Source organism: Streptomyces sp. NPDC090025, assembly GCF_044748125.1.
Classification (GTDB): Bacteria; Actinomycetota; Actinomycetes; order Streptomycetales; family Streptomycetaceae; genus Streptomyces.
Genome location: NZ_JBIVFL010000002.1, coordinates 51,894 through 66,209 on the forward strand (window position 1 = coordinate 51,894; position 14,316 = coordinate 66,209).

Below are 14,316 nucleotides of genomic sequence, written 5' to 3' on the forward strand. Positions count from 1 at the left end.
CCGGGAACCCCGGGGTTCCCGGGCCCCACGCGTGCGCGTGCCGACCGGCGCGGACCCGCGCCGTCGCCCGGGCCTTGAGCGCCCCCGGCCAGTAGGCTGCGGATCATGCTTGTCGCCGCCGCCGTCTGCCCCTGTCCGCCGCTCCTGGTGCCCGCCGTCGCCGCCGGTGCCGCGCCCGAGCTCACCGACGCGCGCACGGCGTGCTCCGACGTGCTCGGAGTGCTCGCCGCGTCCCGTCCCGACCGGCTGATCGTCGTCGGCCCCGCCGAGGAGGGCGCCCGTGGCGTGTTCCCGGCCGGGTCGACCGGCTCCTTCGCCGGGTTCGGGGTCGATCTGACCGTACGGCTCGGCAGCGGGCCGGGCGGCGACCGGCCGCTGCCCGCCTCGCTGGCCGTGGCCGGCTGGCTCCTGGAGCGCGCCGACTGGGCCGACGCGCCCGTCGAGGGCCTGGGCGTCGGCGAACCCCTGGAGCCCGCGCGGTGCGCCGAGGCCGGGCGGGGGCTCGCCGCCTCCGCCGACCGGGTGGCCCTGCTCGTGATGGGCGACGGCAGCGCCTGCCGCACCTTGAAGGCGCCCGGTTATCTCGACGAGCGCGCCGAACCGTTCGACGCGGCCGCCGCCCGCGCGCTGGGCGCCGCGGACACCGCCGCGCTGCTCGCCCTGGACGCGGACCTCGCGTACGAGCTGAAGGCCGCGGGCCGGGCCCCCTGGCAGGTCCTGGCGGGCGCGGCGGAGGGCGCGGGGCTCGCGGGCCGCCTGCTGTACGAGGACGCCCCCTACGGGGTCGGGTACGTCGTGGCCGCCTGGAGCTGATCCGGCGGCCCCGGGGGCCTGTTTCCCCGGCCTGGGACGACGACGGCGGACGGCCGCGGAGCGTGCTGCTTCGCGGCCGTCCGCCGTGCGCGGAGGGACCGGGTCGGCGAGCTGCCGACCCCGGGCGCCGGGGGAGGGGCCTCAGGCCGCCGGAGGGGCCGCCGGGGGCGGCGGCGGGGTGTCGCCGTCGTCCTTGTGGGCGAGCCGCTCGATGGCCTCCTTGGCCTTGCCGGTGCCGGTCTCGATCTTGTCGCTGTACTTGCCCTTGGTCTTCTCGTCGACGACCTTGGCCGCGCGTTCCAGACCGTGCTCCACCTTGCCGCCGTGTTCCTTGGCCAGGTCGGAGACCTTGTCCTTGGCGGGGCCGAGCTTGGCCTTCAGTGAATCCAGGAGACCCATGGGGTCACCGTCCCTCCGCGTTCTTTCCGCACGTTCGCGTGCCTTACTTCCGGGCGCCCTCACCGGCCTCGTTGTCCGCGGCCTCCTCCGCCGACTGCTGCTTGGGGATGTCCACGGTCCCGTCGGCCGCCGAGGTTCCGGTGGCGGCCTCCGCCGTCGGCCCGGCGGCCTCGTCGCCGCCCGCCGGGGCGGCCTCGGTCTGCTCGGCCGTGTCGGTGGTGGCCTCGGCCTCCTCCGTCACGACCGCCGCGGTGTCCTTGCTCTTGCGGCGAAACAGAGTGAAAACGCCCATATCTGCTCCCTAGCGTACTCAGGGTCGGAATTCCGCAACAGGCAACGAAGCCGGATGAGAGCCGTCACGTAGCTCATTCGGGGACGCCCCGTGGGGTTTGCGAGACTGGGGAAGTGAGAAGTGCAGCTCCCGCCCCGCGGGTCATCGCCGTCGTCGGCCCCACAGCGGCCGGAAAGTCCGATCTGGGTGTGTTCCTCGCCCAGCAACTGGGCGGCGAGGTCGTCAACGCCGATTCCATGCAGCTCTACCGGGGGATGGACATCGGCACCGCCAAACTGACGCTGGAGGAACGAGGCGGGGTGCCGCACCACCTCCTCGACATCTGGGACGTCACCGAGGCCGCCAACGTCGCCGAGTACCAGCGGCTCGCCCGCGCCGAGATCGACCGGCTGCTCGCCGCTGGCCGCACCCCGGTCCTGGTCGGCGGCTCCGGCCTGTACGTGCGCGGCGCCCTCGACGTGATGGAGTTCCCCGGCACCGACCCGGCCGTCAGGGCCCGCCTCGAGGCCGAGCTGGCCGAACGCGGCTCCGGCGTGCTGCACGCCCGGCTCGCCACCGTCGACCCCGGCGCCGCCACCGCGATCCTGCCCAGCAACGGGCGCCGGATCGTGCGCGCCCTGGAGGTCATCGAGATCACCGGGCAGCCGTTCACCGCCAACCTGCCCGGCCACGACTCCGTCTACGACACCGTGCAGATCGGCGTGGACGTCGGCCGCCCCGAGCTGGACGAGCGGATCGCCACCCGGGTCGACCGCATGTGGGAGGCCGGACTGGTCGACGAGGTACGCGCCCTGGAGGCGCGCGGCCTGCGCGAGGGGCGCACGGCCGCCCGCGCGCTCGGCTACCAGCAGGTGCTCGCGGCGCTCGCCGGGGAGTGCACCGAGGACGAGGCCCGCGCCGAGACCGTACGCGCCACCAAACGCTTCGCGCGCCGTCAGGATTCGTGGTTCCGCCGCGACCCGCGGGTGCATTGGCTCAGTGGCGCCGTCGCCGACCGCGGGGAACTCCCGGGGCAGGCGCTGGCGTTGGTCGAACGAGCGGTTACAGCCTGATCACGTGATGGCATCGGGACGTCCCGCCCGTCATTCCGGGGGTGCGGAGCGTGCCATCATCGAGCATCGATCGACCAAACGGAGTCCGAGTGGGGAGGGCGCATGGCGATGGAGGCCGGCCCTCACGACACCGACCGGCAGGCCGCGGTCCCGGGTGAAATCCCCGGTGGGACGCCCGGGCTGACGCCGGACGGCCCGGACCAGGCCGAGGGCAGCGCCGTCGAGGTGGACGCCGCCGAGGTCGAGGTGGAACTGCGGCCGCAGCGGCGGCTGCGGATCTGGCAGCTCGCCCCGATCGTCGCCCTCGCCGCCGTCGGCTCCCTGATGTTCGCCTTCCCGCTCGCCTTCGGCTCGGGCGACGGCGGCGCGGTGGTCGCCATGCTCGGCCTGCTGATCAGCTCCTGCGCGGCGGGCTGGGGCATGATGGCCGCCCGCCGGGTCGGCGCCAGCTGGCCCGGACTGCCCGCCCGCGGCTCCGGCGAGCGCCCGAACTGGCGGGCCATCGTCCTGTACGTGCTGGTCAGCGCCGTCCTGGTCGCGCTCGCGGTCTGGCGGGTCGCCCGGCTCCGCTAGGGCGTGTTGCGAAAGTCCCGCCTGCCCCGCGACGCCTGGCACGCGCGCTCGCCGCGTTGTCGGGATCGTCCGAGTACGCCCGGTACGAGGACGACCCTCCGCCTTGCGATCGCACGCACCAGACGCCGCGGGGCCCGCCCTTCGGGCGGACGGCGCTACTTTCGCAACACGCCCTAGCCGGACCTGCCCGGGCACGGCAGGGGCCGGTACCGCTCCGCGGACCGGCGCGCCCGTTGTCGTACCCCACCCGTAGAGTTGATCCCGTGACCAGTACGCAGACCTCGCCCCTCGCCTACCTCAAGGGACACGGCACCGAGAACGACTTCGTGATCGTGCCCGACGCGGACAACGCCGTCGACCTGCCGCCCGCCCTCGTGGCGCGGCTGTGCGACCGGCGGGCCGGGATCGGCGGTGACGGAGTGCTGCACGTGGTGCGCAGCGCCGCCCACCCCGACGCGCGGCACCTGGCCGACGAGGCCGAATGGTTCATGGACTACCGCAACGCGGACGGCTCGGTCGCCGAGATGTGCGGCAACGGGGTCCGGGTCTTCGCCCGCTACCTCCAGCACGCCGGGCACGTCACCGCGGGCGAGCTCGCCGTCGCCACCCGCGGCGGGGTCAAGCGCGTCCACCTCGACAAGGACGGCTCCGTCACCGTGCGGATGGGCCGCGCCGTGCTCTCCGACGCCGAGGTCACCGTCACCGTCGACGGCCGCAGCTGGCCCGCCCGCAACGTCAGCATGGGCAACCCCCACGCGGTGGCCTTCGTCGAGTCCCTCGACCACGCGGGCACGCTGTACGACGAGCCGCCCTACGAGCCCGCCTCGGTCTACCCCGACGGGGTCAACATCGAGTTCGTCGCCGACCGCGGCCCCCGGCACGTCGCCATGCGGGTGCACGAGCGCGGCGCGTCCGAGACCCGCTCCTGCGGCACCGGCGCCTGCGCCGTCGCCGTCGCCACCGCCCGCCGGGACGGCGCCGACCCGGCGGGGACCGGGACCCCCGTCACGTACACCGTGGACGTCCTCGGCGGCACCCTGGTCATCACCGAGCACCCCGACGGCGACATCGAGATGACCGGCCCCGCCGTGATCGTCGCCGAGGGCACCGTCGACCCGGAGTGGCTCGCCGGATAGCGGCGCGCACCGCGGCCGGAGGGGCCGGAATCGAAACAGTCAACGACTGATTCGTCCCTCGAATGGGTGATCCGGTTCACGCTCGGCGAGAGCGGGACTGCGCCACGTGGTGGGGTCGGTAGCATCAAGCACCGGCCCGCCGGGCACGCCTGCCCCGCCTTTCGCCGGTCGACGCCGCCGGAGGTGCCCCATGAGCGCAGAGGCCACCAACCCCGTGAGCGACGCCGAGGCCGCCGGCCCGGACGCTCCGGGCCGCAGACGAGGCCGCCCCAGGATCGACCTGCGCCGGCTCGGCCGGGCCGCGCTGCTCGGCGCGACCGCGGGACCCGCCCCCCGGGACCGGCTGCCGGACGCCATCGGACACGTCGCCGAGGCCCACCGGGCCCACCACCCCGACGCCGACCTGGCCGTGCTGCGCCGCGCGTACGTGCTCGCCGAGTCCTCGCACCGCGGCCAGTTCCGCAAGAGCGGCGAGCCGTACATCACCCACCCGCTCGCGGTCACCCTGATCCTGGCCGAACTCGGCGGCGAGACCACGACGCTGACCGCGTCCCTGCTCCACGACACCGTCGAGGACACCGAGGTGACGCTCGATCAGGTGCGCCGGGAGTTCGGCGACGAGGTCGCCTATCTCGTCGACGGCGTCACCAAGGTCGAGAAGATCGACTACGGGGCCGCCGCCGAACCCGAGACCTTCCGCAAGATGCTCGTGGCCACCGGCAACGACGTCCGGGTGATGTCGATCAAACTCGCCGACCGGCTGCACAACATGCGCACCCTCGGCGTGATGCGCCCCGAGAAACAGGTCCGCATCGCCAAGGTCACCCGTGACGTCCTCATCCCGCTCGCCGAACGCCTCGGCGTCCAGGCCCTCAAGACGGAACTGGAGGACCTGGTCTTCGCCATCCTCCACCCCGAGGAGTACGAGGCCACCCGGGCCCTCATCGCCCGCAACCCGGGCGCGAACGACGCGCTCGCCGGGATCGCCGAGCAGGTGACCGGAGTGCTGCGCGAGGCCGGGATCGGCGCCGAAGTCCAGGTCAGACCCCGGCACTTCGTCTCCGTGCACCGGGTCAGGCTGAAGCGCGGCGAACTGCGCGGCAGCGACTTCGGCCGCCTCCTGGTGCTGGTCGCCGAGGACGCCGACTGCTACGCCGTGCTCGGTGAACTCCACACCTGCTTCACGCCGGTGGTCTCCGAGTTCAAGGACTTCATCGCCGCCCCCAAGTTCAACCTCTACCAGTCGCTGCACACCGCCGTCGCCGCCCCCGACGGAGCCGTCGCCGAAGTCCTCATCCGCACCCACCGGATGCACAAGGTCGCCGAGGCCGGGGTGGTCGCCCTCGGCAACCCCTACGCGGCCATGTCCGACGGCGCCGACGGCGCCACCGAGGGCGCCCGTCCCGAGGACGGCGAACGCGTCGACCCGACCCGCCCCGGCTGGCTCTCCCGGCTGCTCGACTGGCAGCAGTCCACGCCCGACGCCGACACCTTCTGGACCTCGCTGCGCGCCGACCTCGCCCAGGACCACGAGATCACCGTGTTCCGCACCGACGGCGCCGCCCCCGGCACGATCAGCCTGCCCGCCGGAGCCAGCTGCGTCGACGCCGCCTACGCCCAGCACGGCGAGGCCGCCCACGGCTGTCACGGCGCCCGCGTCAACGGGCGGCTCGCGCCGCTGAGCACCGTCCTGCGGGACGGTGACACCGTGCAGCCGCTGCTCGCCCAGGACACCGCGTCCGGACCCTCCCCGCAGTGGCTCGACCACGCCCGCACCCCGGCCGCCCGGATCGCCATCACCGGCTGGCTCGAAGCCCACCCGGAGGCCGCCAGGGTCCCGGCCGCCGCCCCGCGCCCGCCCGCCGCGGTCAGCGCCACCACCCCGGCCGCCCGCCGCTCCGCCACCCGGCTGCGCGCCGAACTCCCGCACCTGCCCGACGGCGCCCCGCCGCCCGGCGTCCGCCCCGCGGGCTGCTGCACGCCGGTGCCACCGGACGACATCACCGGCTTCGTGGTGCGCGGCGGCTCCGTCACCGTCCACCGCACCGGCTGCGCCTCCGTCGCCACCATGGAACGCCTCGGCCGCTCCCCGGTCACCGTCCACTGGGGCGACACCGCCGAGTGCCGGGTCACCCTGGTCGCCGAGTCCTTCGGCCGCCCCCGGCTGCTCGCCGACCTCACCGAGGCCATCGCCGTCGAGGGCGCGGCCGTCGTCGCCGCCACCGTCGAACCCCCCAGCGAGCAGCGGGTCCGGCACACCTACACCCTCCAACTCCCGGACGCGGCAGGGCTTCCGGCCCTGATGAAGGCGATGCGGGACGTGCCGGGGGTGTACGACGTGAGCCGGGGGCGGCATCCCGGGGCGCCGGAGGCGTGACGGTCGGCCGACCGCCGGGCGTCCGAGAGCTCCGAGGCGATCGAGGTATCCGAAATGTCGGATCCAAAATCTGATGTTTGGATCCGATATCCGGTATTCGGATGTTGGATGTTGGATCCGGCCGCGCGTCGCGCCGGTCCGCGCACCACCCCCTGGTAGCCGTAACCCATGCCGCTCCCACCCCACGCCCCCACCCCCACTCCCCTCCCCACCCCTATCCGCACGCGCACGCGTGCCCGCTCCCGGGTCCTGCGCTCCGCCGTCCTCGTCGCCCTCTCCGCCGGACTCGTCGCCGCCACCACCCTCCCCGCGCCCACACCGCTCGGCATCGGCGACCCGCTCTTCCCGCACCTCGGCAACCCCGGCTACGACGTCCTCTCCTACGACATCTCCCTCACCTACCCGGGCCGGAACACCCAACCGCTCGCCGCGAGCACCACCCTCTCCGCGCTCGCCACCGACGACCTGGACCGGATCAACCTCGACTTCACCCACGGCACCGTCTCCGCCGTGACCGTCGCGGGCGAACCGGCCACGTGGGCGAGCAGCGGCGAGGACCTGGTGATCACCCCGGCCCGGCCGGTCGAGCGGGGCGAGGCCGTCGAGATCACCGTCACCCACACCAGCGACCCCCGCGGCCCGGCCGCGTCCGGCGGCTGGGTGCGCACCGGCGACGGCCTCGCCATGGCCAACCAGGCCGACGCCGCCCACCGGGTGTTCCCGTCCAACGACCACCCCGCCGACAAGGCGTTCTTCACCTTCCGGATCACCGCGCCCGACGGCCTCACCGCCGTCGCCAACGGACTCCCGCAGAGCCGGGAGAGCAGCGCGGGAAGCACCACCTGGACCTACCGGACCGCCCACCCGATGGCCACCGAACTGGCCCAGGTCAGCATCGGCAGGTCCACCGTCGTGCACCGCGAGGGCCCGCACGGCCTGCCCGTGCGCGATGTCGTCAGGACCGCCGACCAGAAACTCCTGGAGCCCTGGCTGCGCCGCACCCCCGCGCATCTCGGCTGGCTGGAGCACCGGCTCGGCCCGTACCCCTTCGAGACGTACGGGGTGCTGATCGCCGACGCCGAGACCGGCTTCGAGCTGGAGACCCAGACCCTCTCCCTGTTCGAACGCGGACTGTTCACCGAGCCCGGCTACCCCAAGTGGTACGTCGACTCCGTGATGGTCCACGAACTCGCCCACCAGTGGTTCGGCGACAGCGTCTCCCCGCGCGCGTGGTCCGACCTCTGGCTCAACGAGGGGCACGCCACCTGGTACGAGACCCTGCACGCGGCCGAGAACGGCGGGCCCACCCTGGAGCGCCGGATGCGCGCCGCCTACACCGCGTCCGACGAGTGGCGCCAGGACGGCGGCCCGCCCGCCGCCCCCAAGCCGCCCGCGCCCGGCGAGAAGATCAGCCTGTTCCGGCCGGTGGTCTACGACGGCGCCGCGCTCGCCCTCTACGCGCTGCGCCAGAAGATCGGCGCCGCCGACTTCGCCACCCTGGAGCGCCGCTGGGTCACCGACCACCAGGACGGCACCGCGACCACCGCCGACTTCGTCGCCCTCGCCGAGGAGGTCTCCGGGCAGGAGCTCACCCGGTTCCTGAACGACTGGCTGTACGCGGCGAAGACCCCGGCCATGCCGGGACACCCCGACTGGCGCTCCCAGGCGCCCACCGGCGGTCGGGTGCCGAAGGCGGCGAAACCGGGATGACGGGCCCCGCCCGGCCGTGTCACCATCTTCAGGTCGGCGACGCGGCCGGGCCGGGAATTCCTGGCCGGGGTCACGCGTTGTGACGGACACAACGGAACTCTCTTCTTCGACGTAAGGATCCAATGACCTCCTCTTCATCCCCTTCCCAGGACAAGCAGAGCTTCGCGGACACCCACCGCACCGAGAGCCTTCGGGCCGATGCCCTGATGGAAGAGGACGTCGCCTGGAGCCACGAGATCGACGGAGAGCGGGACGGCGACCAGTTCGACCGTTCCGAGCGCGCGGCCCTGCGCCGTGTCGTGGGCCTCTCCACCGAGCTCGAGGACGTCACCGAGGTCGAGTACCGGCAGCTGCGCCTGGAGCGCGTCGTGCTGGTCGGCGTCTGGACCTCCGGGACGGTGCAGGACGCGGACAACTCCCTCGCGGAGCTCGCGGCCCTCGCCGAGACGGCGGGCGCCATGGTGCTCGACGGCGTCGTCCAGCGCCGCGACAAGCCGGACCCGGCCACCTTCATCGGCTCGGGCAAGGCACTGGAGCTGCGGGACATCGTCCTGGAGACCGGCGCCGACACCGTCGTCTGCGACGGCGAGCTCAGCCCCGGCCAGCTCATCGCCCTCGAAGACGTCGTCAAGGTCAAGGTCATCGACCGGACCGCGCTGATCCTCGACATCTTCGCCCAGCACGCCAAGTCCCGAGAGGGCAAGGCGCAGGTCTCGCTCGCGCAGATGCAGTACATGCTGCCGCGACTGCGCGGCTGGGGTCAGTCGCTGTCCCGTCAGATGGGTGGCGGCAAGGGCGGCGGTCTCGCCACCCGAGGCCCCGGCGAGACCAAGATCGAGACGGACCGGCGCCGGATCCGCGAGAAGATGGCGAAGATGCGCCGGGAGATCGCGGAGATGAAGACCGGCCGCGACATCAAGCGGCAGGAGCGGCGGCGCAACAAGGTCCCGTCGGTCGCCATCGCCGGCTACACCAACGCGGGCAAGTCCTCCCTGCTCAACCGCCTCACCGGCGCGGGCGTGCTGGTGGAGAACGCGCTGTTCGCCACCCTCGACCCGACCGTCCGGCGGGCCGAGACGCCCTCCGGCCGGGTCTACACCCTGGCCGACACCGTCGGCTTCGTCCGGCACCTGCCCCACCACCTGGTCGAGGCGTTCCGCTCCACCATGGAGGAGGTCGGCGACTCCGACCTCATCCTGCACGTGGTCGACGGCTCGCACCCGGCCCCGGAGGAGCAGCTGGCGGCGGTCCGCGAGGTGTTCCGCGACGTCGGCGCGGTGAACGTGCCGGAGATCGTCGTGATCAACAAGGCGGACGCCGCCGATCCGCTGGTGCTGCAGCGCCTGATGCGCGCGGAGCGGCACTCCATCGCCGTGTCCGCCCGGTCCGGCGCGGGCATCGACGAGCTGCTCGCGCTGATCGACTCCGAGCTGCCGCGCCCGCAGGTCGAGATCTCCGTCCTCGTGCCGTACACGCAGGGCGGTCTGGTCTCGCGGGTGCACGCCGAGGGCGAGGTGATCTCCGAGGAGCACACCCCGGAGGGCACCCTGCTCAAGGCGCGGGTTCACGAGGAGCTGGCGGCGCACCTCGCGTCGTACGTCCCCGCCGCGCACTGACACCCGGGGCCCCGGCCCCGGCCCGTACGACGAAGGCGCCGGCCGCCTCCCCACCGGGGGAGACGGCCGGCGCCTTCGTGTGTCGGACATCCGGCCGGATCGTCAGCCGAACTTCTTGCTGATCATCTCGTGGGCCGCCTTCGCGCCGCGGCCCAGCTGCGGTCCGGCCAGCCAGCCGTTGCGCCCGGCCGGGCCGATCGAGGTGTTCGACACCAGCGCCGTGACGCCGTTGCGCTGCACCCGGAACCAGCCGCCGCCGGACGAGCCGCCGGTCATGGTGCAGCCGATCCGGTACATGGCGGGCGTGGCCGGATACGTGGTGTAGGCGGAGGAGCGGGTCAGGCACTTGTGCATGATCATGCCGTTGTACGGGGGAGCGGCCGGGTAGCCCCAGGCGCCCACCGTGCCCGCCGTCGACGGCGCCGGAGCGGAGAAGTCGACCGGCAGGGCCACGCCCACGGTCTCCTCCAGGGACTTGCGCCCCTGCTGCGGCCGGACGTGCAGGACGGCGTAGTCGTACGGCCACGCCTGGTTGGTGCCGCCGTTGCGCAGCCACTCGCCGGAGGTCACCACCCAGTCCGCCCAGTACTGGCCGTACGGGTAGACCTCGTGCTGCTGCGCGTTGCGCAGCGCGGCGGGGGACTTGCCGAGGTCGTTGAAGGCGGGCACGAAGGTGATGTTGCGGTACCAGCCGCCCTTCTTGCCCGCGTGCACGCAGTGCCCCGCGGTCCACACCAGGTTGGACTTCCCGGGGTGCCGCGGGTCCTTCACGATCGTGCCGGAGCAGACCATGGAGCCCTGCGGCGAATCGAAGAAGATCTTGCCGACCGGGGCCGCGAAACGGTGGTACGGGGTCTTCTCGCGCTGTGCCGTCACCGGGCGCGGCACCGGGTCGCTGCCGCCGGCGGTCGCCTGGGTCTCGACGGTCGGGTCCGGGCTCTTCGCGGACTGCATCCGCTGGGTGTCCCAGAGCCCGTCGATCACCGGGTTGACGAAGTCCTCGGCCTCACGGAGCCAGGTGCTCTGGTCCCAGTTCTTCCACTCGCCGTCCTTCCACTTGTCCAGGTCGACGCCGCGCTTCTTGAGCTTGTCGGCGAGGTCCTTGGCGAGGCCGGAACCGGAGTCCGAGCCGGAGCCGCCGTCCGCGGCACCGGTGGAGGAGGCGGCGGCCGAGGGGGAGGCGGGCTTGTCGCCCGCCGCCGGGTCGGTCGGGCCGCAGGCGGTCACGGTCAGCGCGAGCGCGGCGGCGGCCGCGGCGCCCGAGGCCAGCGGCAGGAGTCGTCTCGATCGATGGGTGCGTATGGAGCGCATGAAGTGCTTTCCCCCTGAAGGTGTTTCGCGCGTCCGGGCGGCGGGACCGGCACGGTCGGCCGCAGCGCACGGCGGTGCGGCATCGGCCGCATTGCCATGGACGCGTCACTTGCGGTGCACAGTATGCCGGGTACGGCGGGCGGGGCCGCGCGGCCCCGCCCACCCCCCGAACCGGCCTACTGGCCGGAGTACTTCTTGCTCATGCCGTTGAACAGGGCCTTCGCCTCGGGCCCGAGCCGCGGACCGGCCAGCCAGCCCGCCGTCACCGGACCGATCGAGGTGTTCGACACCAGCGCGGGCTTGCCGTCCTTGCCGGTGGCCACCCAGCCGCCGCCCGACGAACCACCGGTCATCGTGCAGCCGATCCGGTACATCGTCGGCTGGTCCGCCTTCACCGACAGCCGCCCCGGCTTGTCGGTGCACTGGTACATCTTCTGCCCGTCGAAGGGCTTGCCCGCCGGGAAACCGGTGGCCGTCATGTCCGCGATCCTCGGCACCGCCGGGGCGTTGAAGTCCACCGGGAGCGCCGAACCGACCGTCTCCTCAAGAGACTTGCCGGTGCCACCCTTCTCCGGCGTCACATGCAGCACGGCGAAGTCGTACGGGGCGCCCTTGCCGCCGGTCTGACCGCCCTGGTCGATCCACTGCTGCGAGGTCTGCGCCCAGTCGCTCCACCACACGCCGTACGGGGCGATCTGCTGACGGGTCGCGCTCTCCAGCTCCGCCGTCGGACGGCCCGCGTCGTTGTACGACGGCACGAAGGCGATGTTCCGGTACCAGCCGCCCTTCTGGCCCGCGTGCACACAGTGCCCGGCCGTCCAGACCATGTTGGACTTCCCCGGGTGCGCCGGGTCCTGGACCACCGTCGCCGAGCAGACCATCGAGCCCTGCGGGCCGTCGAAGAACACCTTGCCCGAGGCGGGCGCGTGGGCGTGGTAGGCCGGTTCCACGGCCCTGGCCCGTACCGCGGCGGGCGTCGGGTCGGTCACGCCCTTGTCACCCGAGATGTCCTCCTCCTCGACCGGCTTGTCGGGACGCTCGGCGTCCCGCATCCGGTCCGGGTCCCAGAGGTCCTCGATGATCGGGTTGACGAAGTCCTTGGCCTCGCGCAGCCACTTGTCCTTGTCCCAGTTCTTCCACTCGCCGTCGCGCCACTTGTCGACGTCGATCCCGTGCTCCTTCAGACGCTGCTTCAGGTCGTCCGGAATCTTGATCTTCCCGAGCTCGGACGGCACGGTCGCGGAGGGCTGCTTGTCACCCCCCGCGGTGTCCTCGGACGGGCCGCAGGCAGTCGCCGTCAGCGTCAGCGCCGCGACGGCGGACGCCGCGGCGAGCAGCGGTCGAATCGATCGCATCTCGTGATCCCCCTGGGACTACGTCGACTTGTGCATCTCGTGCACCAGCTTGTGCATCAGTGAACAGGCCCGCCGCGGGGAGCCGCGCCGGGCGAAACCCCCACTATGCCGGTGCCGGAGGGGACGGTACGACCCAGGTCCGCGGTTCCGCCCCACGACCGGCCGTTGCCATGCCGTGATCCGGGACACGCCAAGGAAGTTGGTCGCCGCCCGTGATCCCCGGCAGGCCCCGTCGTTGGTACGTACGGGGGACACAGCGGCAGCTTCCAGGACGCCCTTCGCGGCGGCCCTGCAACGTACCGATGTGCAACGCAACCGTTACCGCGCAAGCGGCCGTGACAGCGGGAGGACACCGATCCGTGGCCGTGACCGAACCAGTTCCGGTCGTCGACCCGGGCCCGCGGACCCGGGGGGAGCGCCGCACCGCCGCCGACGGGGGCGCGGCGGAGGGCATCCTGCGCCGTCAGGCGCAGCGCGAGTCCGCCGCGCGCACCTACGCGCGCTCGCTGCCCATCGTGCCCGTGCGGGCCAGGGGCCTCACCATCGAGGGCGCCGACGGCCGCCGTTACCTCGACTGCCTCTCCGGCGCGGGCACCCTCGCCCTCGGCCACAACCACCCCGTGGTCCTCGACGCCCTCCGCCAGGCCCTCGACTCCGGCGCCCCGCTGCACGCCACGGACCTGGCCACGCCGGTCAAGGACGCCTTCGTCACCGAGCTGTTCGCCACCCTGCCCGCCGCACTCGCCGCCGACGCCCGGATCCGGTTCTGCGCCCCGAACGGCACCGACGCCGTCGAGACCGCCCTCACCCTGGTCCGCGCCGCCACCGGCCGCGACGGCGTGCTCGCCCTCGACGGCGCCCGGCACGAGGTGCCGGACGCCGCCGACCCCGCACCCGCCGGGATGCTCGTCGAACCCGTCCAGGACGGCGGCATGATCCCGGCCCCGGACGGCTGGCTGCGGCGGCTGCGCGAGCTGACCGCCGCCCGCTCGATCCCGCTGATCGCCGACGAGACCCGGACCGGCGTCGGCCGCACCGGCGCCTTCTGGGGCATCGGGCACAGCGGCGTCGCACCCGACGTGATGGTGCTCTCCCACGCCATCGGCGGCTCCCTGCCGCTCGCGGTCGTCGTCCACCGCGCCGCGCTCGACGTCCCCGCCCCCGGACCGGGCGCGGGCACCTTCCGCGGCAACCAGCTCGCGATGGCGGCCGGCGCCGCCACCCTCGCCTACGTCCGCGAGAACGGGCTCGCCGAGCGCGCCGGAGCCCTCGGCACACGGATCCTCGACCGGCTGCGCGCCCTCGCCGCCGACCACCCCTGCGTCGGCGACGTGCGCGGGCGCGGCCTGATGACCGGCGTGGCGCTCGTCGACCCGGAAGCGTCCGGTACGCGCACGCGAGGGGCCGGCGCGCAGCCGCCGCCCGCGCCCGGACTCGCCGCCGAGCTCCGGCGCCGGTGCCTCGACCGCGGTCTGATCGTGGGACTCGGCGGCCGACACCAGTCCGTGGTGCGGCTGCTGCCCCCGCTGACGCTCACCGACGAGCAGGCGGCGGCCGTCCTCGACCGCTTCGCCGACGCCCTCGCCGCGGCCGAGCGGGCCCACCGCGCCTGCCGCAACGGCCCCGTCGGCCCGCCGGGTTGACCCCGGACCGTCCCCGGACCCGCACCCGACCGGCCGCCC

At 73.6% G+C, this 14,316-nt stretch carries 12 protein-coding genes; 8 read left to right on the forward strand and 4 right to left on the reverse strand.

Features of this window, described 5'->3' with window-relative positions:
* Positions 1-105: 105 nt before the first annotated feature.
* A complete protein-coding gene (locus tag ACIPXM_RS06350; protein ID WP_401652607.1) occupies positions 106-813 on the forward strand; it encodes a hypothetical protein in 708 nt (235 codons plus the stop codon).
* Between the two features lie 141 nt (positions 814-954).
* On the opposite strand, the gene ACIPXM_RS06355 is transcribed toward ACIPXM_RS06350, so the two are convergent.
* Both ACIPXM_RS06355 and ACIPXM_RS06360 read right to left on the reverse strand, forming a co-directional pair.
* Positions 955-1,212 (reverse strand): antitoxin, encoded by a 258-nt coding sequence (locus tag ACIPXM_RS06355; protein WP_401652609.1) that lies wholly within the window; start codon positions 1,210-1,212, stop codon positions 955-957.
* 43 nt (positions 1,213-1,255) lie between these two features.
* Positions 1,256-1,504 carry a hypothetical protein gene (locus ACIPXM_RS06360; protein WP_401652611.1) on the reverse strand — a complete coding sequence of 83 codons (249 nt, stop codon included), beginning with the start codon at positions 1,502-1,504 and terminating at the stop codon, positions 1,256-1,258.
* A gap of 113 nt (positions 1,505-1,617) precedes the next feature.
* On the opposite strand from ACIPXM_RS06360, the gene miaA reads away from it, so the two are divergent.
* The 6 genes from miaA (at position 1,618) to hflX (ending at position 9,968) form a co-directional block, all read left to right on the forward strand.
* Positions 1,618-2,556 (forward strand): tRNA (adenosine(37)-N6)-dimethylallyltransferase MiaA, encoded by a 939-nt coding sequence (miaA, locus tag ACIPXM_RS06365; RefSeq protein ID WP_401652613.1) that lies wholly within the window; start codon positions 1,618-1,620, stop codon positions 2,554-2,556.
* Positions 2,557-2,664: 108 nt separating this feature from the next.
* A complete protein-coding gene (locus tag ACIPXM_RS06370; protein ID WP_401653644.1) occupies positions 2,665-3,129 on the forward strand; it encodes a hypothetical protein in 465 nt (154 codons plus the stop codon).
* 263 nt (positions 3,130-3,392) lie between these two features.
* Positions 3,393-4,265 carry a diaminopimelate epimerase gene (gene dapF, locus ACIPXM_RS06375; protein ID WP_401652614.1) on the forward strand — a complete coding sequence of 291 codons (873 nt, stop codon included), beginning with the start codon at positions 3,393-3,395 and terminating at the stop codon, positions 4,263-4,265.
* A 190-nt stretch (positions 4,266-4,455) separates the two neighbouring features.
* Positions 4,456-6,642, forward strand: a complete 2,187-nt coding sequence (locus ACIPXM_RS06380; RefSeq protein ID WP_401652616.1) for a RelA/SpoT family protein — start codon at positions 4,456-4,458, stop codon at positions 6,640-6,642.
* Between the two features lie 168 nt (positions 6,643-6,810).
* Positions 6,811-8,352 (forward strand): M1 family metallopeptidase, encoded by a 1,542-nt coding sequence (locus ACIPXM_RS06385; protein WP_401652618.1) that lies wholly within the window; start codon positions 6,811-6,813, stop codon positions 8,350-8,352.
* Positions 8,353-8,474: 122 nt separating this feature from the next.
* A complete protein-coding gene (gene hflX / locus ACIPXM_RS06390) occupies positions 8,475-9,968 on the forward strand; it encodes a GTPase HflX (protein ID WP_401652620.1) in 1,494 nt (497 codons plus the stop codon).
* Positions 9,969-10,070: 102 nt separating this feature from the next.
* Here hflX and ACIPXM_RS06395 read toward each other — a convergent pair whose 3' ends face one another.
* Entirely contained in the window at positions 10,071-11,279 is a 1,209-nt protein-coding gene (locus tag ACIPXM_RS06395; protein ID WP_401652621.1) for a trypsin-like serine peptidase, read from the reverse strand.
* 176 nt (positions 11,280-11,455) lie between these two features.
* Positions 11,456-12,634, reverse strand: coding sequence for a trypsin-like serine peptidase (locus ACIPXM_RS06400; RefSeq protein WP_401652623.1), 1,179 nt, complete (start codon positions 12,632-12,634; stop codon positions 11,456-11,458).
* A gap of 359 nt (positions 12,635-12,993) precedes the next feature.
* Here ACIPXM_RS06400 and ACIPXM_RS06405 point away from each other — a divergent pair, with 359 nt between their 5' ends.
* Positions 12,994-14,277, forward strand: coding sequence for an aminotransferase class III-fold pyridoxal phosphate-dependent enzyme (locus tag ACIPXM_RS06405; RefSeq protein WP_401652625.1), 1,284 nt, complete (start codon positions 12,994-12,996; stop codon positions 14,275-14,277).
* The last annotated feature ends 39 nt before the right edge of the window (positions 14,278-14,316 follow it).

Bases quoted from the DNA above. Each gene is read 5' to 3' on its own strand.
- ACIPXM_RS06355 (WP_401652609.1), bottom strand. From the start codon at position 1,212: ATGGGTCTCCTGGATTCACTGAAGGCCAAGCTCGGCCCCGCCAAGGAC.
- ACIPXM_RS06350 (WP_401652607.1), top strand. From the start codon at position 106: ATGCTTGTCGCCGCCGCCGTCTGCCCCTGTCCGCCGCTCCTGGTGCCC.
- ACIPXM_RS06400 (WP_401652623.1), bottom strand. From the start codon at position 12,634: ATGCGATCGATTCGACCGCTGCTCGCCGCGGCGTCCGCCGTCGCGGCG.
- ACIPXM_RS06360 (WP_401652611.1), bottom strand. From the start codon at position 1,504: ATGGGCGTTTTCACTCTGTTTCGCCGCAAGAGCAAGGACACCGCGGCG.
- hflX (WP_401652620.1), top strand. From the start codon at position 8,475: ATGACCTCCTCTTCATCCCCTTCCCAGGACAAGCAGAGCTTCGCGGAC.
- ACIPXM_RS06370 (WP_401653644.1), top strand. From the start codon at position 2,665: ATGGAGGCCGGCCCTCACGACACCGACCGGCAGGCCGCGGTCCCGGGT.
- ACIPXM_RS06380 (WP_401652616.1), top strand. From the start codon at position 4,456: ATGAGCGCAGAGGCCACCAACCCCGTGAGCGACGCCGAGGCCGCCGGC.
- ACIPXM_RS06395 (WP_401652621.1), bottom strand. From the start codon at position 11,279: ATGCGCTCCATACGCACCCATCGATCGAGACGACTCCTGCCGCTGGCC.
- ACIPXM_RS06385 (WP_401652618.1), top strand. From the start codon at position 6,811: ATGCCGCTCCCACCCCACGCCCCCACCCCCACTCCCCTCCCCACCCCT.